At 62.3% G+C, this 22468-nt stretch carries 19 protein-coding genes; 13 read left to right on the top strand and 6 right to left on the bottom strand.

From position 1 onward, the window contains the following. Positions 1 to 54: 54 nt before the first annotated feature. The gene (locus tag K3F44_RS00410; RefSeq protein ID WP_220633154.1) at positions 55 to 1326 is read right to left on the bottom strand and encodes a TolC family protein; all 1272 of its coding nucleotides are present in this window, start codon (positions 1324 to 1326) and stop codon (positions 55 to 57) included. 348 nt (positions 1327 to 1674) lie between these two features. Here K3F44_RS00410 and K3F44_RS00405 point away from each other — a divergent pair, with 348 nt between their 5' ends. From K3F44_RS00405 to K3F44_RS00375, 7 genes are all read left to right on the top strand, one after another. Then, positions 1675 to 3018: an OprD family porin gene (locus K3F44_RS00405; RefSeq protein WP_220633153.1), complete on the top strand. Its 1344-nt coding sequence runs from the start codon at positions 1675 to 1677 to the stop codon at positions 3016 to 3018. A gap of 443 nt (positions 3019 to 3461) precedes the next feature. Then, on the top strand, positions 3462 to 3845 hold the full coding sequence (gene gcvH / locus K3F44_RS00400) for a glycine cleavage system protein GcvH (protein WP_101316925.1): 384 nt from the start codon (positions 3462 to 3464) through the stop codon (positions 3843 to 3845). 9 nt (positions 3846 to 3854) lie between these two features. After that, positions 3855 to 6710 (top strand): aminomethyl-transferring glycine dehydrogenase, encoded by a 2856-nt coding sequence (gene gcvP / locus K3F44_RS00395; RefSeq protein ID WP_150572053.1) that lies wholly within the window; start codon positions 3855 to 3857, stop codon positions 6708 to 6710. Positions 6711 to 6779: 69 nt separating this feature from the next. Further along, positions 6780 to 8156 (top strand): L-serine ammonia-lyase, encoded by a 1377-nt coding sequence (locus tag K3F44_RS00390; RefSeq protein WP_220633152.1) that lies wholly within the window; start codon positions 6780 to 6782, stop codon positions 8154 to 8156. A 26-nt stretch (positions 8157 to 8182) separates the two neighbouring features. Next, complete coding sequence (gcvT, locus tag K3F44_RS00385) at positions 8183 to 9307, top strand: glycine cleavage system aminomethyltransferase GcvT (RefSeq protein WP_220633151.1); 1125 nt, start codon at positions 8183 to 8185, stop codon at positions 9305 to 9307. A 335-nt stretch (positions 9308 to 9642) separates the two neighbouring features. Further along, positions 9643 to 9855, top strand: coding sequence for a cold-shock protein (locus K3F44_RS00380; protein ID WP_101316916.1), 213 nt, complete (start codon positions 9643 to 9645; stop codon positions 9853 to 9855). Between the two features lie 94 nt (positions 9856 to 9949). Then, entirely contained in the window at positions 9950 to 10438 is a 489-nt protein-coding gene (locus K3F44_RS00375) for an RDD family protein (protein ID WP_101316914.1), read from the top strand. Positions 10439 to 10848: 410 nt separating this feature from the next. Here the strand turns inward: K3F44_RS00375 and lptG are convergent, their stop codons facing one another. Continuing rightward, positions 10849 to 11910 (bottom strand): LPS export ABC transporter permease LptG, encoded by a 1062-nt coding sequence (gene lptG / locus K3F44_RS00370; protein WP_101316912.1) that lies wholly within the window; start codon positions 11908 to 11910, stop codon positions 10849 to 10851. Then, a complete protein-coding gene (gene lptF, locus K3F44_RS00365; protein WP_101316910.1) occupies positions 11897 to 13018 on the bottom strand; it encodes an LPS export ABC transporter permease LptF in 1122 nt (373 codons plus the stop codon). Before lptF ends, lptG begins: the two co-directional genes overlap by 14 nt. A 299-nt stretch (positions 13019 to 13317) precedes the next feature. Here lptF and K3F44_RS00360 point away from each other — a divergent pair, with 299 nt between their 5' ends. The 5 genes from K3F44_RS00360 to rlmF all read left to right on the top strand — a co-directional run bounded on the left by K3F44_RS00360 (position 13318) and on the right by rlmF (position 19778). After that, positions 13318 to 14808, top strand: a complete 1491-nt coding sequence (locus tag K3F44_RS00360) for a leucyl aminopeptidase (protein WP_220633150.1) — start codon at positions 13318 to 13320, stop codon at positions 14806 to 14808. Positions 14809 to 14855: 47 nt separating this feature from the next. After that, positions 14856 to 15284 (top strand): DNA polymerase III subunit chi, encoded by a 429-nt coding sequence (locus tag K3F44_RS00355; protein ID WP_101316906.1) that lies wholly within the window; start codon positions 14856 to 14858, stop codon positions 15282 to 15284. 5 nt (positions 15285 to 15289) lie between these two features. After that, entirely contained in the window at positions 15290 to 15658 is a 369-nt protein-coding gene (locus K3F44_RS00350) for a DNA polymerase III subunit chi (protein ID WP_220633149.1), read from the top strand. A 149-nt stretch (positions 15659 to 15807) separates the two neighbouring features. Then, the gene (locus tag K3F44_RS00345) at positions 15808 to 18654 is read left to right on the top strand and encodes a valine--tRNA ligase (protein WP_220633148.1); all 2847 of its coding nucleotides are present in this window, start codon (positions 15808 to 15810) and stop codon (positions 18652 to 18654) included. A 167-nt stretch (positions 18655 to 18821) separates the two neighbouring features. Beyond that, entirely contained in the window at positions 18822 to 19778 is a 957-nt protein-coding gene (gene rlmF / locus K3F44_RS00340; RefSeq protein WP_220633147.1) for a 23S rRNA (adenine(1618)-N(6))-methyltransferase RlmF, read from the top strand. Positions 19779 to 19826: 48 nt separating this feature from the next. On the opposite strand, the gene K3F44_RS00335 is transcribed toward rlmF, so the two are convergent. After that, complete coding sequence (locus tag K3F44_RS00335) at positions 19827 to 20108, bottom strand: HU family DNA-binding protein (protein WP_029613585.1); 282 nt, start codon at positions 20106 to 20108, stop codon at positions 19827 to 19829. 406 nt (positions 20109 to 20514) lie between these two features. Here K3F44_RS00335 and yejK point away from each other — a divergent pair, with 406 nt between their 5' ends. Further along, positions 20515 to 21522, top strand: a complete 1008-nt coding sequence (gene yejK / locus K3F44_RS00330) for a nucleoid-associated protein YejK (RefSeq protein ID WP_220633146.1) — start codon at positions 20515 to 20517, stop codon at positions 21520 to 21522. Here the strand turns inward: yejK and K3F44_RS00325 are convergent. Next, a complete protein-coding gene (locus tag K3F44_RS00325; RefSeq protein ID WP_101316896.1) occupies positions 21503 to 21802 on the bottom strand; it encodes a GIY-YIG nuclease family protein in 300 nt (99 codons plus the stop codon). The two genes, yejK and K3F44_RS00325, sit on opposite strands and share 20 nt — an antisense overlap. A 174-nt stretch (positions 21803 to 21976) precedes the next feature. Next, the gene (locus K3F44_RS00320; protein WP_220633145.1) at positions 21977 to 22447 is read right to left on the bottom strand and encodes a nuclear transport factor 2 family protein; all 471 of its coding nucleotides are present in this window, start codon (positions 22445 to 22447) and stop codon (positions 21977 to 21979) included. Positions 22448 to 22468: the final 21 nt, after the last annotated feature.

Here is a 22468-nt window from a genome sequence, read left to right as displayed (position 1 = left end):
ATCGTGGGCAGTGGCGAGCTCAGCCGCCAGGTACCGAATAAAGCGTCTGGCCGCTCAACGCGCGGCAACGGCACCATCAAGGTCGCCGTAGATCCGTTCCACTTGCGCCCGGGCAGCACTGGCGGCGCCCAGCGAGTCGAGGTACTGGCCGCGTGCGGTGATCAAGGTGCGCTGGGCATCGAGCACTTCGATAAAGCCGAACTTGCCCATTTCGAAACCGCGCGTGGCGCTGTCGAGCGCCTGCTGGGCTGCCGGTAGGATGGTCTGCTCGTAGGTCTCGACCTCGTGCATTGCGCGGGTCCATTGCAGCAGCGCGGTCTGGGTTTCACTGCGCAGCCGCTGCTCGACCGCGTTGCGTTGGTCGCGCGCCTGATCGGCGCGGCGCGCCGCCGAGAGCACGTTGCCCTGGTTGCGATCGAACAGCGGCAAGGGCATCGACAGGCCGACCACGTTGACCCGCTCGCGCACGGTGCGGTCGTATTGGCTGCCGACACTGACGGTGAGGTTGGGCACGCGCAGGGCCTTTTCCGAGCCAAGCGCGGCATCGCTCTGGTCGATCACGGCAAGCGCGTGGCGCATCTCGGCGGTCTCCTCGAGCCGGGCCAGCAGGTCGACGGAGGATGGCGGCAAGCCAGGCGACAGGCTCGGCGCATCCAGCCGCTGAACATCGGCAGTGGCGCTGCCGCTGATCAGGGCCAGGTTCTGGTAAGCCATGGCCTGTTCGGTTTCAGCACGGCGCAACTGCAGGCGCGCTTCGGCCAGCTCGACCTGGGCGCGGGTCGCCTCGACCGGCGACGACTTGCCCGCCCGCACCCGGCCATCGACAACCTTCAGGCCGCGTTCGCCGAGCTGCTGCGACTGGCGCGCCAGATCGACCCCGACCTGCGCGCGCAGCGCGGCATGAAAGGTCTCTACAACATCGGCGCGCAGGCTGTTGACCTGACGCGCCAGCTCCAGCTGGGCGACGCTCTGGCCGTAGCTGGCAGCTTCGATGCGCGCACCACGCTTGCCACCCAGCTCCAGCGCCTGGCTGAGCGTGACCGTGGTCGTGCTGCTGTTGCGGTCAGTGTCTTCAACCTCGTAAGACAGCTCAGGGTTGGGCATGACCCCAGCCTGGTCACGCGCACCTTGAGCGATGCCGATTTCCTGGCGGGCAGCTGCCAACTGCGGGTTGGCCGCCATGGCCTGGGCCAGGGCCTGGGTCAAAGTCAGGCCCTGGGCCAGTGCCGGCGCGGGCAGGCCGGCGCCGATCAGCGCGCAGACAGCCAGCAGCCGGCACGCCCAGGCTGGCTTGCTGATCAAGGTGGAACGGTTGAACCGGGGCACGGTAAGGGTCCTCTGCACACATTTCACTGAAACCTGGCAAGCACCCTGCGGCCGCCGCCAAGCCCTGTTGAATCAAGTGCAGGCACGCTAATGAACGGCAGCTATCAGCGCGGTGGCGGCAACATTACAATTTTGCAAGGAAGTGAATGCGGCGTGACTTTCCAGCGCGTCCCGTTGACGTGGTCGGGCAACAGGCAAATGACCAAATTGTAATGATCGGATTACCCTGCCGTTATCTTCTGACTGCAACGATATATCCAGCGCAAATATCCCTGCGCCGCCGAGGCAGATTTCATAAAAACAACCTTTGGCACACTAATAAAAACTGCCGTATCAGGGGAGCTCTGGATGAATGTCAAACTAGCGCTGTGTGTAGCGGCAAGTTCCGCGTTATCGGCAACTTATGCAGTTTCGGCTAACGCTGCTGACCAAGCCGAAGGTTTTATCGAAGGCAGTAGCCTGACCGTCCTCAACCGCAATTTCTATTTCAATCGGGATGATCGCAGCGCGGCAGCGCCCACTTACAACAGCGGCAAGGGCAATACCAACGGCTACTCCGAGGCCTGGGCCCACGCGATCATCAGCCGTTTCAGTTCCGGGTTCACCCAAGGTACAGTCGGCTTCGGTATCGACGCCTTTGCCATGCTCGGGCTGAAACTCGACACCGGCGACGGGCGCAACGGCGGCCGCAGCTCCTTCGACATCCTGCCTGTCGCCAGCAATGGCGAGGCCCGCGATGAGTACAGCAAACTCGGCGCTGCGGCCAAGGTGCGCCTGTTCGACACCACGGTCAGAGTCGGTGATGTGTTCCCGTCGACGCCAGTGGTGGCTGCCGGCGATTCGCGGCTGCTGCCAGAGAGTTTTCGTGGCGTCACCGTCGAGAACACCAGCATCGATGGCCTGACCGTGCAAGGTGGCCGCCTGCATGCAATGAGCCAGCCGGTCTCCAGCGACCTCAATGACAGCTTCGTCACGTTCTACGGCGGCGCAGTGGACTCACCGTGGATCGGCTACGGCGGCGGTGATTATCAGGTCAACGACACCATCAGTGTCAGCGCCTATGCCAGTCAGTTGAAAGACGTGTGGAATCAGTACTACACCGGCATCAGCCTGAATTATCCGTTGAGCGATCAATTGGCGTTGATCGGCGGTGCCAATTACTACAAGGCTGTCGATCAAGGCAAACAGCGCCTGGGCGAATTCAACAACAACATCTGGAGCGCCAAAGTAGGCGTTCAATTTGGCGCGCATACGTTGGCCCTGTCACACCAGCGCAACAACGGCGACGACGATTTCGACTACCTGCGCCAGTCGGATTCGATCTTTGTCGACAACTCGATCCAGTACAGCGATTTCAACTCGCCGAAAGAGCGCTCATGGATGCTGCGCTACGACCTGGACATGGCCAGCTATGGGATCCCCGGGCTGTCGTTCATGACCCGTTATGCCCGTGGCAGCGGCGCGGACTACAGCAACGCCAACCGCTTCTACCTGCGTACTGACAGCAACGGCGACCCGCTCACCGAGCAGAAACGCTGGGAGCGCAACATCGAGGTCAAGTACGTGGTGCAGGCGGGCCCGGCCAAGGACTTGTCAGTGCGCATGCGCCAGGCCAACACCCGCGCTACCGCCTTTGAATCGGACCTGGATGAAGTTCGCCTGATCATCGAATACCCGTTGTCGATCCTGTAATACCGCAAGTTGTACCCATTCACCTTGAGTAGCCAAGCGCTCCTTTGGTAAAGGTGGATCTTTTGGCGCCCTGCTGGGCGCCTTTTTTTGGCCACGCTCCACCTGCAAATACCGGATGGACCCGTATCAAGGCTTACACCTGCCACATTCGGGCCGCTCTGCGGCCCCTTTCCAAACGCCACCGTATCGATTTCAACACACCGTATCGAATACGTTCCGCCATGCCGAAGCACCACATATGCAAGGGTTTGATACCTCTAAGCATTTCTACCCCACCCCGCCCGTATCGAAATCATTCCAATATCTGCCAACAATTAGCCCGAAATAAAGACAAGCCATTGAATTTATTCAATATTCTTCAATTGGCAACGTTATTGCTAACCAATCCTCAACCCAAGAGCGCGGACGACCGCGCCACCGCCCTGTTTCCTTGAGGAATCCCCATGAGCGAATTGCGTTTCACTGAAGATCACGAATGGCTGCGCAGCGAAGCCGACGGCAGCGTCACCGTAGGCATCACCGCCTTTGCCCAGAACGCCTTGGGGGACGTGGTGTACGTGCAACTGCCTGAGCTGCAGCACTACGAGCAAGGCGCAGAAGCCTCCACCGTGGAATCAGTGAAAGCCGCCAGTGGCGTGTACATGCCGCTGACCGGTGAAGTGCTCGAGGTCAATCAGCAACTGGCTGACAACCCTGAACTGGTCAACGAAGACCCGTTGGGCGCAGGCTGGTTTTTCCGCTTCCAGCCGGCCGATGCCGACGCCGTGGCTAAACTGCTTGACCAGGATGCCTACGACCGCCTGATCAAAGCCAACGCTGACGCTTGAGGACCGACCATGACCAGTAACCTCGGCACTGCCAACGAATTCATCGCCCGCCATATCGGTCCGCGCACCGCTGACGAGCAGAGCATGCTCGCCAAGTTGGGTTTTGACAGCCTCGACGCCATGAGCGCCGCGGTGATCCCCGACAGCATCAAGGGCACCAGTGTGCTCGGCAGCAGCGACGGCCAGAGTGAAGCCGAGGCGCTTGCCGCGCTGAAAGCCATCGCTGGCAAGAACCAGCTGTTCAAAAGCCTGATCGGCCAGGGCTACTACAACACCCACACGCCTGCCCCGATCCTGCGCAACCTGCTGGAAAACCCGGCCTGGTACACCGCCTACACGCCTTACCAGCCAGAGATCTCCCAAGGCCGCCTGGAAGCCCTGCTGAACTTCCAGACCATGATCAGTGACCTGACCGGACTGCCGATCGCCAACGCCTCGCTGCTCGACGAAGCCACCGCCGCCGCCGAAGCCATGACCTTCTGCAAGCGCCTGTCGAAAAACAAGGCCAGCCACAGCTTCTTCGCTTCGCAGCATTGCCACCCGCAGACCCTCGACGTGCTGCGCACCCGTGCCGAGCCGTTGGGCATCGAAGTGGTAATCGGTGACGAGCGCACACTGGATGACACCAGCCGCTTCTTCGGCGCGCTGCTGCAATACCCGGCCAGCAATGGCGATGTGTTCGACTACCGCGAACTGGTCCAGCGCCTGCACGCCGGCAACGCCCTGGTCGCGGTGGCCGCTGACCTGCTGGCGCTGACCTTGCTGACCCCACCCGGTGAATTCGAAGCCGACGTGGCCATCGGCAGCGCGCAGCGCTTCGGCGTGCCGCTGGGCTTCGGCGGCCCGCATGCGGCCTACTTCGCCACCCGCGATGCATTCAAACGCGATATGCCAGGCCGCCTGGTCGGCGTGTCGATCGACCGCTTCGGCAAGACCGCCCTGCGCCTGGCCATGCAGACCCGCGAGCAACATATCCGCCGCGAGAAGGCCACCAGCAACATCTGCACCGCGCAGGTCCTGCTGGCCAACATCGCCGGCATGTATGCCGTTTACCACGGCCCGGCTGGCCTCAAGCGCATCGCCGAGCGTACTCACGCGCTCACCGCAATTCTCGCCGCTGGCCTGCAGCAACTGGGCGTCACCCTGCAGACCCAGGCGTATTTCGACACGCTGACCCTGGCCACCGGCGCAACCACCGCCGCCCTGCACCAAAAGGCCCGCGAGCAGCGCATCAACCTGCGCCAGATCGACGCCGAGCAACTGGGCCTGTCGCTTGATGAAACCAGCACCCAGGCTGACGTCGAAGCACTCTGGCAGCTATTTGCCGGCGAGCAGTCGCTGCCTGACTTCGCCGCCCTGGCTGCGGCCGATGAGTCTCGCCTGCCAGCAGCGCTGCGTCGGCAGTCGGCGATCCTCGAACACCCGGTGTTCAACCGCTACCACAGCGAAACCGAGCTGATGCGCTACCTGCGCAAGCTGGCCGACAAGGACCTGGCGCTGGACCGCAGCATGATCCCGCTGGGCTCCTGCACCATGAAGCTCAACGCCGCTAGCGAAATGATCCCGGTAACCTGGGCCGAATTCGGCAACCTGCACCCGTTCGCCCCCGCCGAGCAAAGTCAGGGCTACCTGCAGATGACCAACGAGCTGGAGGCGATGCTCTGCGCTGCCACCGGCTATGACGCGGTGTCGCTGCAACCCAACGCCGGCTCCCAGGGCGAGTACGCCGGCTTGCTGGCGATCCGTGCCTACCACCGCAGCCGTGGTGACGCGCACCGCAATATCTGCCTGATCCCGTCGTCGGCACACGGCACCAACCCGGCTACCGCGCACATGGCGGGTATGCGGGTGGTAGTGACCGCCTGCGATGCACGCGGCAACGTCGACATCGCCGACCTGCGCGCCAAGGCCGTCGAGCACCGCGAGCAGCTGGCAGCGATCATGATCACCTACCCGTCCACCCATGGCGTGTTCGAGGAAGCCATCGGCGAAATCTGCGCGATCATCCATGACAACGGCGGCCAGGTGTACATCGACGGCGCCAACATGAACGCCATGGTCGGCCTGTGCGCGCCGGGCAAGTTCGGTGGCGACGTCTCGCACCTGAACCTGCACAAGACCTTCTGCATCCCCCACGGCGGTGGCGGCCCGGGCGTCGGCCCGATCGGCGTCAAGTCACACCTGGCGCCATTCCTGCCCGGCCACGCCGCGCTGGAAAACACCACCGGTGCGGTCTGCGCCGCGCCGTTCGGCAGCGCCAGCATCCTGCCGATCACCTGGATGTACATCCGCATGATGGGTGGCGCTGGCCTGACCCGCGCCTCGCAGATGGCCATCCTCAACGCCAACTACATCGCCCGCCGCCTGGAAGAGCACTATCCTGTGTTGTACACCGGCAGCAATGGCCTGGTGGCGCACGAGTGCATTCTTGACCTGCGCCCGCTCAAGGACAGCAGCGGCATCAGCGTCGATGACGTGGCCAAGCGCCTGATCGACTACGGCTTCCACGCCCCGACCATGTCGTTCCCGGTGGCCGGCACGTTGATGATCGAGCCGACCGAAAGTGAATCGCGGGAAGAACTGGACCGCTTCTGCGATGCCATGATCAAGATTCGCGAAGAGATCCGCGCCGTCGAAAACGGCTACCTGGACAAGGATGACAACCCGCTGAAGAACGCCCCTCACACCGCCGCCGAGCTGGTCGGTGAATGGGCCCACGGCTACAGCCGCGAGCAGGCGGTGTACCCGCTGCCAAGCCTGGTAGAAGCCAAGTACTGGCCACCAGTGGGTCGGGTCGACAACGTGTTTGGTGATCGCAACCTGATCTGCGCCTGCCCGTCGATCGAGAGCTATCAGGACGTCTGATAGCCGCCTCGCCCGCCTCCACTGGAGGCGGGCGCACCCGACAGCCAGGCCTGTTCCGAGGAGCAATCCATGTCCCTGAGCGTGTTCGACCTGTTCAAAATTGGCATCGGCCCCTCCAGCTCACACACGGTTGGGCCGATGCGCGCGGCCGCGCGCTTCGCCGAAGGCCTGCGCCGCGACGGCCTGCTGAGCCAGACGGCCAGCGTCAAGGCCGAGCTGTATGGCTCGCTCGGTGCCACCGGCAAGGGCCACGGCAGCGACAAGGCGGTGCTGCTCGGCCTTGAAGGCGCCCAGCCCGACAGCGTCGATACCGACAGCATCGCCCCGCGTCTGCAAGCTATTCGCAGCAGTGGCCGGCTGTGCCTGCTCGGTGAGCACGAAATCGCCTTTAACGAAAAGCAGCACCTGGCGATGATCCGCAAGCCGCTCGACTATCACCCCAACGGCATGATCTTTCGCGCCTTCGACGAGGCCGGTTTGCAGTTGCGCAGCCGCGAGTATTACTCGGTTGGCGGCGGCTTCGTGGTCGATGAAGAAGCGGCCGGGCACGACCGCATCGTCGAAGACCGCACCGTCCTGGCCTACCCGTTCACCACCGGCAATCAGTTGCTCGCCCATTGCAGCGCGCAGCAGCTTTCGTTCAGCCAGGTGATGCTGGCCAACGAAGCGGCCTGGCGACCGGAACAGGAAACCCGGGACGGCCTGCTGCGGATCTGGCAGGTCATGCAGGACTGCGTCACTGCCGGCTGCCAGCACGAAGGCATCCTGCCTGGAGGACTCAAGGTCAAACGCCGTGCGGCGGCGCTGTACCGTCAGCTCAGCCAGCACCCGGAAGCCAGCCTGCGCGATGCCTTGTCAGTGCTCGACTGGGTCAACCTGTATGCACTGGCGGTCAACGAAGAAAACGCCAACGGCGGGCGCGTGGTCACAGCGCCCACCAACGGTGCCGCCGGGATCATCCCGGCCGTGCTGCACTACTACATGCGCTTTGTGCCCGGTGCCAACGAGGACGGCGTGGTGCGGTTCCTGCTGACCGCCGCAGCGATCGGCATTCTGTACAAGGAAAACGCGTCGATTTCCGGCGCCGAAGTCGGCTGTCAGGGCGAGGTCGGCGTAGCCTGTTCGATGGCTGCCGGGGCGCTGTGCGAGGTCATGGGCGGCACTGCCCAGCAAGTCGAGAACGCCGCCGAAATCGGCATGGAGCACAACCTCGGGCTGACCTGCGACCCGATTGGCGGGCTGGTCCAGGTGCCGTGCATCGAGCGCAACGCGATGGGCTCGGTCAAGGCGATCAATGCCGTGCGCATGGCCTTGCGCGGCGATGGCCAGCACTTCGTCTCGCTCGACAAGGTGATCCGCACCATGCGCCAGACCGGCGCCGACATGAAAAGCAAATACAAGGAGACCGCCCGCGGCGGTCTGGCCGTCAACATCATCGAATGTTGATCTGAACCACTCTCAAGGAGTCACCGATGTCCGAAGTACAGCTGCACAAGACCCCGCTGCACGCGCTGCACCTGGAACTGGGCGCGCGCATGGTGCCGTTCGCCGGTTATGACATGCCGGTGCAGTACCCGCTCGGCGTGCTCAAGGAACACCAGCACACCCGCGCCCAGGCCGGTTTGTTCGACGTCTCGCACATGGGCCAGATCCGCCTCAGCGGCAGCGCTGCGGCGCAGGCGCTGGAAACCCTGGTACCGGTCGACATCATCGACCTACCAGTCGGCATGCAGCGTTATGCGATGTTCACCAACGACGCTGGCGGCATTCTGGATGACTTGATGGTGGCCAACCTGGGCAACGATGAGTTGCTGCTGGTAGTCAATGCTGCCTGCAAGGAGCAGGACCTGGCGCACCTGCGCCAACACCTCGAAGGCCAGTGCGAGATCCAGCCGCTGTTTACCGAGCGTGCGCTCCTGGCCCTGCAAGGCCCGGCCGCAGCAACGGTGCTGGCGCGCCTGGCGCCAGAGGTGGCGAGCATGACCTTCATGCAGTTCCGTGCAGTCAAGTTGCTCGGTCTGGACTGCTACGTCAGCCGCTCGGGTTACACCGGCGAAGATGGTTACGAGATTTCGGTACCGGCCGAAGGTGCAGAGCTGCTGGCCCGGCGCCTGCTGCAAGAGCCTGAAGTGCAGGCCATCGGCCTTGGCGCGCGTGACTCGCTGCGCCTGGAAGCCGGCCTGTGCCTGTATGGGCATGACATGGACAGCGCGACCACACCGATCGAGGCCAGCCTGCTCTGGGCCATATCCAAGGCACGCCGCGCCGACGGCGAACGTGCCGGTGGCTTCCCCGGTGCCGAGCAGATCTTCGCCCAGCAGCACCAGGGGGTGGCGCGTAGACGGGTCGGTTTGCTGCCGCAGGAACGAACTCCGGTGCGTGAGGGCGCCGAGATTGTCGATGCCTCAGGCAAGGTAGTCGGCAAGGTCTGCAGCGGCGGCTTCGGTCCGACCCTGGGAGCACCGCTCGCGATGGGCTACGTCGATCTCGCCCACACCGCACTCGACACTCCCCTGAGTGCGGTAGTGCGGGGTAAGAACGTGCCATTGAAAGTCAGCAAGATGCCTTTCGTTGCGCCACGTTACTACCGCGGCTAAGCCGGCCTGCTTATTCGATTTCGAACCTGTTCGATAACCTTTTGAAAATGGCGCCAGCCCAGGCGCCATGGTATCTGGAGCACTATTGAACAGTGCGCCTGAGATCCTCTTGGTGGGTGCTATGCGAGGGCTTGTCATGGTCGCAAAAGTTGGCGTACATTCAGCCCACTGTGTTTGCATGGGTCGCAATTGATCGTGACTTGGGCCAGTAGCCGCGGTCCGCTACAACCCGTTCGACGACGCTTGGTTTCCTGCACTACAGCGTAATTTTGCCGACTGCCTGCAACAGCAGTGCGCGGTTATCACCCTCTAGAAGATTCATGGGAAACAAGACAATGGCTCAGCGTCAGAACGGTACCGTCAAATGGTTCAACGATGAAAAAGGCTACGGCTTCATCACCCCGGAAAGCGGCGCGGACTTGTTCGTGCACTTTCGCGCCATCCAGGGCGACGGCTTCAAGACCTTGAAAGAAGGCCAGAAGGTCAGCTTCGTGGCAACTCAGGGGCAAAAAGGCCTGCAAGCTGATGAAGTGCAAGTAATCGCCTGACAACTGATATAAAAAAGCCCCCGCATTGACCTGCGGGGGCTTTTTTACGCCTGCAATTTCATAGAATGCGCTTTTGGCCTGACGAGTTGCCTGCATGCCCAAGCACACCCTGCACCCCCAAGGCGAGTTCCCACCCGCCGGCCTCGGGCGCCGACTGGCGGCGATGTTCTACGACTTCCTGCTGTGCACGGCACTGCTGATCGTCACCGCCGGGGCGTACAAGCTGATCCAGATGTCGATCATTGGCCAGGACCGCATGCGCACCCTCACCGACGCCGGCGCGCTGGATGGCGATCCGCTGCTGTCGACGGTGCTGCTGTTTGCGCTGTTCGGTTTCTTCGCCAAATTCTGGACCCACGGCGGCCAGACCCTGGGCATGCAAGTATGGGGTGTACGGGTACAGAACCCCGACGGCAGCGCCATCAGCCTGTGGCAGGCGCTGTTGCGTTTTGTCGTGTCGATTGCGTCGTGGCTGTGCCTGGGTCTGGGCTTTGTCTGGGCATTGTTCGACAAACGCAAACGCGGCTGGCATGACATCTATTCGCAGACGGAGTTGGTGCGGGTGCCGAAGCAGAAGAAGTAGTTTTCGTGCAGTATTGAAGAGTTTGAGGCACTGGCTGCGCCAGTGTTCGCGGATTCACCCGCGAAGCGGCGCCCGCTCTTGATCTGCGCCAGCGCAGCGAGGCGTGATCTTGATCTTGATCTACCGGCGACTCAGAAGGCCGAGCGCAGGTCTTGCGGAGGGAGGTGCCGGCCATGGATGGCCGGCAAGCGCTGCGGCCCAGGATGGGCCGTACAGCGCGGTCCTCCCGGGAGCAGGACCGGAGCGAGGGAACCCCGCAGCGCAGCGAAGGGGCCGGATGTGGAGCCAAGCCCTTTTTTGGTTACGTTTTTGGGGCGTTTGCCAAAAAAGTAACTCGCCGTAAAGGCGAAAGGGGCCCGATCAGCCACCAAAAAAGCCGCATAAGCTCACATTCCCACATCCCAGCCAGATCACCCAGCCCGACGCAGTAACCAAACCCCAGCCAACGCACAAATACCAGCCGGCAACAGCACCGCCAACAACGGCGGGAAGCCAAACACCTGACTAGAAGGCCCCAGCAAATCCTGAGCAATCTTGAAGGTGAACCCAACCAGCACACCGGTAAACACCCGTTGCCCCAAGGTCACCGACCGCAACGGCCCAAAGATAAACGAGATCGCCATCAACACCAGCGCCGCCGTCACCACCGGTTGCAACACCTTGCCCCAGAACGCCAACCAGTAACGCGCATTGTTCAGCCCCTGATCGGCCAGGTAATGGATGTAATCCCACAACCCGGTAATCGACAGCGACTCAGGCGCCAACACCACGGTATTGAGCAGCTCAGGCGTAACCGACACATCCCAACGCTCTTCCGGCGCCTTGATCACCTCAGTGTGATCCCCGCGGAAGTGCGTAGTAGTGACGTCATTCAGCTGCCAATGATCAGTGCTGTAGGTAGCACGACGAGCAAAGCTCGAGGTGATGATCTTGCGCTCGGCATCAAAGCGATAACGGGTCACACCCAACAACAAGCCATTGGGCTGCACCGAGTTGATGTGCACATACTCATCACCCTGCCGGTGCCACATACCGCGCTTGGAGCTCTGCGCCTCACCGCCACCCTGAGCAAGCGACCGCTCGGCCTGACCCTTGTTCTCCGTCACCGGCGCGATGTATTCGCCGATCAACAGACCAACCAGCATCAGTACCAGCATCGGTTTCATCACTGCCCAGACGATGCGCCCGATGGACACGCCCGCCGCACGCATGATGGTCAGCTCGCTGCTGCTGGCCAGGCTGCCAAGACCAATCAGGCAGCCGATCAAGGCCGCCATCGGCAGCATCTCGTATAGCCGCCGCGGCGCGGTCAGTAACACGAAGTAACTGGCGTCGAGCACGCTGTAGGTGTCGCTCAGGTCACCCATCTCATCGATGAAGGCAAACAGCGAAGCCAGCCCGAGAATGATGCCGAGGACCGCCAGAATGGCCACCAGCACGCTCATGCCGATATAACGATCAAGCTTGGCCACGGGTCACCTCCGCGCGCCGTGCAGCCTGTTTCAGACGCATCGGTTCCCAGTACATCAGGCCCAGGCCGATGAGCAGGAACAACCCGTGCACCCACCACATGCCCAGGGCCATTGGCAGCTTGCCCTTCTCGAGGGCGCCGCGTACGGAAATCAGCATTGTCAGGTAAGCCATGTAGAGAAGAATCGCCGGCAACAGTTTGAGGAAGCGCCCTTGGCGTGGGTTGACCCGCGACAGCGGCACCGCCATCAGGGTCACGATGAATACCAGCAGCGGCAGCGACAAGCGCCACTGCAGCTCGGCGCGCTCACGCAGGCCCGTCTGGCCGAACAGCTCGGAAGTCGGGATGGCTTCACGCTCGGTGACTTCTTCGCTGACCTCAGGCTTGGGCAGCAATACGCCATAGGTGTCGTACTTGATCGCGCGGTAATCGGCCTGGCCGGGGTTACCGTCGTAGCGATAGCCGTTTTCCAGCACCAGGTAGCGGTTGCCGTCGGCCTGTACTTCCTGGTGGCCCTTTTCAGCCACCAGCACCGAAGGCGCGCGGTCCTTGGTCTTGTCCTGATTGAAGCGCTTCTCGGAGATGAACACGCCACTGAGGTTGACGCGGTCGTCCGACAGTTGCTCGGTGTAGGTCACCCGCGAGCCGTCACGCAAGGTCTGGAAACGCCCAGGCACCAAGGTATCGAACTCGGTCAGCGCATCCTGCTGAGAGATGATCTGCTGCACCTGCGCGACGCCCTGCGGGGCCAGGCTCAGGCTCAGCCAGGCCACCAGCAGTGCCACCAGCGCAGCCGGTGCCAAGGTCATGGCGAGCAGACGCTGCTGGCTCATGCCGGTGGCAGACAGCACGGTCATTTCGCTTTCCAGGTACAGCCGGCCATAAGCCAGCAAGATACCCAGGAACAGCCCCAATGGTAGGATCAACTGCAGGAAACCCGGCAGCCGGAAGCCCATGATCAGGAACAGCACGCTCGGGTCAAGAACCCCCTGTGCGGCCTGCGCCAGGTATTTGATGAAACGCCCGCTCATGATGATCACCAGCAGCACAGCGCTGACGGCGCTCAAGGTCAGCAGGACCTCGCGGGACAAATAACGAAAGACGATCAAACCAGACACTCCTGGGTTGTCAGGGGCGGACGCCAAACAATGGCTTCAGACAGCCAAGACCAATGCCGGTTCGCCAGGGGCGAACCTCCATGTAAAGTGCGCGCATTATCCTGTGATTGCCCTCGCCTGTCACTTGGCTACGCATCAGCGCAGACATCGGGGTTGTCAGCACGCTTGCGCGAGGCTCAAACTGGCAGCTTTCCTGCTGGCACGCTAGTACGCGGCCAGGCTCGCATCGAGCGTATCCAGGGCTGACAAAAGCCCATGCGCTATCTGACTGACCATTCGGGGACCCGTACATGGAACTGGTTGTAAAGAGCGTAGCTGCTGCATCGGTGAAAACCGCCACTTTGGTACTGGCCGTTGGCGAAGGGCGCAAGCTCGGTGAAATCGCCAAGGCTGTCGACGAAGCCAGCAACGGCGCCATCAGCGCCGTGCTCAAGCGCGGCGACCTGGCCGGCAAGTCGGGCCAGACCCTGCTTCTGCACGGTCTGGCCGGCTTGAAGGCCGAGCGCGTGCTGCTGGTCGGCAGCGGCAAGGATGACCTTGGCGACCGCAGCTGGCGCAAGCTGGCCAGCGCTGTCGCCGGCGTGCTGAAAAACCTCGGTGGCAGCGATGCCGTACTGGCGCTGGACGATATCGCCATCACTGGCCGCGAAGGTCATTACGGCAAATACCGTCTGCTGGCTGAAAGCCTGCTCGATGGCGAGTACGTGTTCGACCGCTTCAAGAGCCAGAAAGCCGAGCCGCGCGCCCTGAAGAAAATTACCCTGCTGGCCGACAAGGCTGGCTTGGCCGAAGTCGAACGCGCCGTGCAGCACGCTACCGCGATTGCCAGCGGCATGGCCTTCACGCGCGACCTCGGCAACCTGCCGCCTAACCTGTGCCACCCGGTGTTCCTGGCTGAACAGGCCAAGGAGCTGGGCAAGACGCACAAGGGCCTCAAGATCGAAGTGTTCGACGAGAAAAAAATCAAAGAACTGGGCATGGGTGCTTTCTATGCGGTCGGCCAGGGCAGCGAGCAGCCGCCACGCTTGATCGTCATGCAGTACCAGGGCGGCAAAAAAAGCGAAAAACCCTACGTTCTGGTCGGTAAAGGCATCACCTTCGACACCGGCGGCATCAGCCTCAAGCCTGGCGCCGGCATGGATGAAATGAAGTACGACATGTGCGGCGCCGCCAGCGTGTTCGGCACCCTGCGCGCCGTGCTTGAACTGAAGCTGCCGATCAACCTGGTGTGCATCCTCGCCTGTGCCGAGAACATGCCGAGCGGCAATGCCACTCGCCCGGGCGACATCGTCACCACCATGAGCGGGCAAACCGTCGAAATCCTCAACACCGACGCCGAAGGCCGTCTGGTGCTGTGTGACGCCCTGACCTACGCCGAGCGCTTCAAGCCGCAGGCGGTGATCGACATCGCCACCCTCACCGGCGCCTGCATCGTCGCTCTAGGCAGCCACACCACCGGCATGCTCGGCAACAACGACGAACTGCTCGGGCAACTGCTCGACGCCGGCAAGCGCGCCGACGACCGCGCCTGGCAGCTGCCACTGTTCGATGAGTATCAGGAGCAGCTCGACAGCCCGTTCGCCGACATCGCCAACATCGGCGGGCCAAAGGCCGGCACCATCACCGCTGCCTGCTTCCTGTCGCGCTTTGCCAAAGCCTACAACTGGGCCCACCTGGACATCGCCGGCACCGCCTGGATCAGCGGCGGCAAGGACAAGGGCGCCACTGGCCGCCCGGTGCCGATGCTGACCCAGTACCTGCTCGACCGCGCCAACGCCTGACCGGGCACGGCGGCAGCCCGCAGGGGCTGCCGCCAACGGACTGAATCATGAGCCAAGTAGACTTCTATGTGCTGCCTACCGACGCCCTCGACGCGCGGTTGGATTTTGCCTGCAAGCTGTGCGAGAAAGCCTGGCGGCTGGGCCATCGGGTGTACCTGCATTGCGAGGATGCCGACCAGCGCGCTCAGCTCGACCAACGCCTGTGGCAGTTCAAGGGCGAAGCCTTCGTGCCCCACGACCTGGCCGAGGTCGATGCCAACGCCGTGGTGGTGCTGGGCCTGGGCAACGATGCCGGCAGCCATGCCGACCTGCTGATCAACCTTGGCGGCGAAGTGCCAGGCTTTGTCGGCAACTTCCAGCGTGTAGCGGAAATCGTCGTCGAGGCGCCAGCGATTCGCGAGGCGGCCCGAGAACGGTTCCGTTTCTACCGGGAACAGGGCTATGCTCTGCACAATCACCGCCTACAGCGACTTTAACGACGATGGACAAGCCTTCTTCTCTGCCTACCTCCGCCCACCTGCTGGATGATCTCGAGTCGATTCGGGTGCTGCTGGGCGACGACAACCTGCAACCGCCGCTGCTGACCGATACCGTCGAGCAAATCCCGCTGGTGCTCGACGAGCCGCAAGGCAACCATGCGCCGACGTCCGTGGCCGAAATCGAAGCCGAGGACGACGACGCTGCCCAGGCGCGCCGCCAGGACACCTTGCTGCGGCTGGACGCCGAGCTGCGTGCTGCCGCGCAGTTGATCATGCAGGACGTCATCAACGACTACACCCCGCACATCGAGACCGAAATCAAGCGCCGCCTCGATGCCCGCATGGAGCGCCTGCTCAAGCGCCCCGAGTAACAGCACAGCCCGCAGTGCCGCGTAGCGGCGGCTGGCGAAGTCTGCACGCAGCACTCGCTGCGATCGAATCAGGCGCCTGTCGCGTGCAACCAGCCGCTCCGTTATACTGCTCGGCTTTCCCGAATTAATGCCTAAGGGTCCCGCCGCGCATGGATAAGACCTACCAGCCGCACGCCATTGAAACTTCCTGGTACAACACCTGGGAGTCCGAGAACTACTTCGCCCCACAAGGTGCAGGCGAGTCCTACACCATCATGATCCCGCCGCCAAACGTGACCGGCAGCCTGCACATGGGCCATGGTTTCAACAACGCGATCATGGATGCCCTGATCCGCTTCCGCCGCATGCAGGGTCGCGACACCCTGTGGCAGCCGGGCACCGACCACGCCGGTATCGCCACGCAGATGCTGGTAGAGCGTCAGCTCGAGGCCAAAGGCCAGAGCCGCCACGATCTGGGCCGCGAACAGTTCCTCGACAAGGTCTGGGAATGGAAGGAACAGTCCGGCGGCAACATCAGCCGGCAGATCCGCCGTCTGGGCTCGTCGGTCGACTGGAGCCGCGAGCGCTTCACCATGGATGACGGTTTGTCCGATGCGGTCAAGGAAGCCTTCGTGCGTCTGCATGAAGACGGCCTGATCTACCGCGGCAAGCGCCTGGTCAACTGGGACACCAAGCTGCACACGGCAATCTCCGACCTTGAAGTGGAAAACCACGACGAGAAGGGCCACCTGTGGAACCTGAGCTACCCGCTGGCCGATGGCGCCACCACCGCTGATGGCAAGGACTACCTGGTAGTCGCCACCACTCGCCCGGAAACCCTGCTGGGTGACGCGGCGGTTGCGGTCAACCCGAACGACGAGCGCTATCAGGCGCTGATCGGCAAGTTCGTCAAACTGCCGCTGGTCGGGCGTCTTATCCCGATCATCGCCGACGACTACTGCGATCCCGAGTTCGGCACCGGCTGCGTGAAGATCACCCCGGCCCACGACTTCAACGACTATGAAGTCGGCAAGCGTCACAACCTGCCGCTGCTGAACATCTTCGACAAGAATGCGCTGGTGCTGGCCAACGCCCAGGCGTTCAACCTCGACGGCAGCCTCAACGAGCAGCTCGACACCAGCCTGCCTGCGCAGTACGCCGGCCTCGACCGCTTTGTCGCGCGCAAGCAGATGGTTGCCGACCTGGATGCCCAGGGCTTGCTGGTCAGCGTCGATGACCACGCCCTGAAGGTGCCCAAGGGCGACCGTTCCGGGACCATCATCGAGCCGTGGCTGACCGACCAGTGGTACGTGTCGACCAAGCCGCTGGCCGAGCCTGCGATTGCTGCCGTTGAAGACGGCCGTATCCAGTTCGTGCCCAAGCAGTACGAAAACATGTACTTCTCGTGGATGCGCGACATCCAGGACTGGTGCATCAGCCGTCAGCTGTGGTGGGGCCACCGCATCCCGGCCTGGTACGACGAAGCCGGCCAGGTCTACGTTGGCCGCAACGAAGCCGAAGTCCGCGCCAAGCATCAGCTGGGCAGCGACGTGGTACTGCGTCAGGACGACGACGTGCTGGATACCTGGTTCAGCTCGGGGCTGTGGACCTTCTCCACTCTCGGCTGGCCAGAGCAAACCGAGTTCCTGAAGAAATTCCACTCCACCGACGTGCTGGTCACCGGTTTCGACATCATCTTCTTCTGGGTTGCCCGGATGATCATGCTGACCATGCACCTGGTGAAGAACGAGGACGGCACCCCGCAGGTACCGTTCAAGACCGTCTATGTGCACGGCCTGGTGCGTGATGGCCAAGGCCAGAAGATGTCCAAGTCCAAGGGCAACGTGCTTGACCCGCTGGACATCGTCGACGGTATCACCCTCGATGCCCTGCTGGAAAAACGCACCAGCGGCATGATGCAGCCAAAACTTGCCGAGAAGATCGCCAAGCAGACCAAGGCCGAGTTCCCGGAAGGCATCGCCAGCTACGGCACCGATGCCTTGCGCTTCACCTTCTGCTCGCTGGCGTCGACCGGTCGCGACATCAAGTTCGACATGGGCCGCGTCGAAGGCTATCGCAACTTCTGCAACAAGATCTGGAACGCCGCGCGCTACGTGCTGGACAAGGGCGAAGACTGCGGCCAGAACGGCGAAGCCTACGAGCTGTCGCTGGCTGATCGCTGGATCATCTCGCAGCTGCAGCGCACCGAAGCCGAAGTGACCCGTCAGCTGGAGCAGTTCCGCTTCGACCTGGCCAGCCAGGCGCTCTACGAGTTCATCTGGAACCAGTATTGCGACTGGTACCTGGAGCTGTCCAAGCCGGTCCTGTGGGACGAAAACGCCCCGATCGAGCGCGCCCGTGGCACGCGTCGCACGCTGGTGCGGGTACTTGAAGTGGCACTGCGCCTGGCGCATCCGTTCATGCCCTTCATCACCGAAGAGATCTGGCAGCGCATCGCGCCGCTGGCCGGCGTCAGCGGCAAGACGATCATGCTGCAACCGTGGCCGGTGGCCAACGAGAGCCGTATCGATACCGTTGCCGAAGGCGATATCGAATGGCTGCAACAGCTGATGAACGGCCTGCGCAACATCCGCGCCGAGATGAACATCGGCCCGGGCAAACCGCTGCCGCTGTTCCTCAAGAACGCCGGTGCCGAAGACCAGCGCCGCCTGCAGGAAAACGAACCATTGCTGAAGAAGCTGGCAAAGGTCGAGTCGTTCACCGTGCTCGGTGAAGCCGACGAAGCGCCGCTGTCGGCGACTGCACTGGTGGGTGATCTGCAGGTGCTGGTGCCAATGGCTGGGCTGATCGACAAGGATGCCGAGCTGGCGCGCCTGAACAAGGAAATCCAGCGTCTGCAGGGCGAAGTCCAGCGCGTTGGCGGCAAGCTGTCGAATGCTGCCTTTGTCGACAAGGCACCGCCTGCGGTGATCGACAAGGAACGCGCCAAGCTGGCCGAAGCCGAACAGGCACTGGCCAACTTTACCGAGCAGCATGCGCGGATTGCAGCGCTGTAACTCGACATTGCTGACCTGAGCGGCGAGGGCTTTGCCCTCGTTTCGCGACACAAGGCCGCTCCTACACCGACCGCGTTCACCTAGACTGACGCGGTTACTGTAGGAGCGGCCTTGTGTCGCGAAAGGGCTGCAGAGCAGCCCCAAGGCTTGCAACACCGGATCCGACCATGACCGAAAAACCCACCCTGCACCCGAGAAACCGCCACCAGGGCCGCTACGACTTTCCCGCCCTGATCAAGGCCCACCCCGATCTGGCCCGTTTCACTATTACCAACCCCTACGGCAACCCCAGCATCGACTTTGCCAACCCCGAAGCCGTGCGCGTGTTCAACCGTGCCCTGCTCAAGGCTCAGTACGGTATCCAGCACTGGGATATTCCGGCCGACTACCTGTGCCCGCCGATCCCTGGCCGCGCCGATTACCTGCACGTCCTCGCCGATCTGCTGGCTGCCGATAACGGCGGTGAAATCCCCCGCGGCCCTCAGGTGCGCGCGCTGGACATCGGCGTTGGCGCCAATTGCATCTATCCCCTGCTCGGCCACAGCGACTACCGCTGGAGCTTCCTCGGCTCCGATATCGACCCTGTGGCGCTTGCTTCGGCCAAGGCCATCGTGCAGGCCAATGGCCTCCATAAGGCCGTTGCCCTGCGCCAGCAAAGCAACAGCAAGCTCATCTTCAGCGGCCTGCTACAGCCCGACGAGCGCTTCGATGTGACGCTGAGCAACCCACCCTTCCACAGCTCGCGCGACGAGGCTACCCGTGGCAGCCAGCGCAAATGGAAAAACCTCGGCAAGCAAGACCCCAAGCGCAAGCTGCCGGTGTTGAACTTCGGCGGGCAAAACAATGAGCTGTGGTGTGAAGGCGGCGAAATCCGCTTCGTCAGCCAGCTGATCAGCGAGAGCGTCGCCTGTGCGCCGCAGGTGCTGTGGTTCACCAGCCTGGTGTCCAAGGCGGGTAACCTGCCGGTGATCGAAGCCGCACTGAAAAAGGCTGGCGCCGTAGCAGTACAGACGCTGGCAATGGGCCAAGGGCAGAAACAGAGCCGCGTGGTTGCCTGGAGCTTCCACGACGCAGCTGCGCGCAAAGCCTGGCATGCGCAGCGCCAGGGCAAATCGCAGGCGTAAAAAAACCGCGCCCGGCAAGCCGGGCGCGGTTTATCCAAGCGTCGACAATTACTTGTTGACGGCGTCGGTCAGCACTTTCGCAGGTACGAACTTGACGACTTTCTTGGCAGCGATTTCGATGGCAGCGCCAGTCGAAGGGTTGCGGCCGGTACGGGCAGGACGCTCCGAGACTTTCAGCTTGCCGATGCCTGGCAGAGTGATTTCGGCGCCGTTTTCCAGTTGGTCGGCAACGATCTGGCCAAGTTGCTCCAGGGCGTTACGAGCGGTGGTTTTTGGCGCGTCGATTGCTTCGGCGATGTCGGCAATCAGTTGGTCTTTGGTCAATGCCATGGTGGTGTTCCTTCCCTAAAAAATTCAGAGGTTATGCAGCATGCTACGTCGGTATCGGGCCAGCCCGGTAATTCCGGCGGGCCGCGCCAATTGCGTATGTAGATACACAAATCGGCGTTTGGTTCGACATTACGCAAGTGATCTGCCAGCGATGCGCCATTGATGCAGCGCAAGACCGCGAAAAGTACCACAGGACTGGATAAATATCCGCTGTCGAGGCCGATTTAATGCAGCTAATTCGGGGCTTTTCACATAAATCGGCAAAAATTGAGCAAAAAACCAGCAACCGCTATTTGCGCCAACTTCTGGCCACTGCATCACTGGTGGTCTGGGTTAAACTTAGCCACTTTGCCCAGCGCCCCGCGAGTACTCGCAAACCGCGCTCCAGCTACTGCCGAGATTTTCCATGCCTATCCGTCATTGCATCGTCCACCTGATCGACAAGAAGCCCGATGGCAGCCCCGCCGTGCTCCACGCACGGGATAACGAGCTGGCTGCATCGGATGCCATCGAAAACCTCCTGGCCGACCTCAACGACAACTACAACGCCAAGCAGGGCAAGGCCTGGGGTTTCTTCCATGGTGAGTCCGGTGCCTACCCGTTCAGTGGCTGGCTCAAGCAGTACCTGAACGAGGAGCAAGGCTTTACCGCCTTCAGTCGCACCGCCGTCGAGCACCTGCAAAAGCTGATGGAAGAGTCCAACCTCTCCACCGGCGGCCACGTGCTGTTCGCCCATTACCAGCAAGGCATGACCGAGTACCTGGCGATTGCCCTGCTGCACCACAGTGACGGCGTGGCCGTGAACGCCGAGCTCGACGTAACGCCCTCGCGCCACCTGGACCTGGGGCAGTTGCACCTGGCCGCACGGATCAACCTGTCGGAGTGGAAGAACAATCTCAACTCCAAACAGTACATCTCGTTCATCAAGGGCAAGAACGGCAAGAAGGTCTCGGAGTATTTCCGCGACTTCATCGGCTGCCAGGAAGGCGTCGACGGTCCCGGCGAAACACGCACTCTGCTCAAGGCCTTCAGTGATTTCGTCGAGAGCGAAGACCTGCCGGAAGAGTCCGCGCGCGAGAAGACCCAGACGCTTGTCGACTACGCCACCAGCCAGACCAAGATGGGCGAGCCGGTCGGCCTTGAAGAGCTCTCCAGCCTGATCGACGAAGAGCGGCCCAAGGCGTTCTACGATCACATCCGCAACAAGGACTACGGCCTGTCGCCAGAGATCCCGGCGGATAAACGCACACTGAACCAGTTCCGCCGTTTCACCGGCCGTGCCGAAGGCTTGTCGATCAGCTTCGAGGCGCACTTGCTCGGGTCAAAAGTGGAGTATGACGAAGAAGCCGGCACTTTGATCATCAAGGGCCTGCCAACCCAGCTGATCGATCAGCTCAAGCGTCGGGCTGAGTAAAACCAGACCAGGACGCGACCAAGGCTTCCTTGGCCGACTTGCGCAGCTTCTTCACCAGCCGCTCCTGACGCAAAGCCTCGGAGCGGTCTGGCCAGGCTTCGACATAGACCAGCGCCTGCGCCGGGCTGGTCTTGAAATAGCGCGCACCACGCCCCTGCTGGTGCACCTTGAAGCGGCGCTGCGGATCATCACTGATACCGCAGTACAGCGAGCCATTCAGCGCGCGCACCAGATATACGTACCAGGGTTTTTCCGCCGGAGGCGGAACTTGTTCACTCACGACTTTGCTCCTGCCCGGCATTAGCTTGATGAGCCCCACATCAACGGGGCTTCATCATGTCCAAGAAAATCTTCGCCGCAACGCTGGCGTTTCCGTGGAACGAGGTGATCGTCGCAGCGTGGGATAAGGCCGAGTCCCCCGGAGGAACAGGCGGTTGGTGCAGACTAGACCAGCTCAACGGGCTCGGGTAAACGCCTGCAAGCCCTTGCGCGCTTGCTGACGCAGCTTGTTCTGCAGCAGCGGCGTCCAACCCAGCAGCACGCCAGGCATGCCCAATGCCTGGCGCGACCAGCGCCACAGGTCGAAGTTGTCATGGTGCTCGGTGATCAGACCGTCCTCGATCACGAACCGTGCGCGGATATCGTTGATCACGGTACGCCCGGTCTGGCTGAACAGATAGGTTGCCACCCAATGCGCGCTGGCGCCGCCTGGCTCGCCACGCACTTGATCGAAGGTCAGGCTGAAGTCTTCCGCGCGCGAGGTGAGCATGCGCCACATGGCGCCCGCCTCCTGACCGCGCAAAGTACCGAAGACCGGGTCAGTGAAGACGATGTCCGCGCTGTAACAGGCGATCATGGCCTCGGCATCCAGGCGCTGGAACGCCTGGTAGAAGCGGGTAATCAGGGCGTGTGAGGTGTCGCTCATGCGTGGCATCCATGGTCCGGG

The organism is Pseudomonas sp. S07E 245 (assembly GCF_019599025.1).
In the GTDB taxonomy this organism is placed as follows: Bacteria; Pseudomonadota; Gammaproteobacteria; order Pseudomonadales; family Pseudomonadaceae; genus Aquipseudomonas; species Aquipseudomonas shirazensis.
Note: the sequence above shows the minus strand (reverse complement) of the source record. Positions and strands in the feature narration are given on the sequence as shown.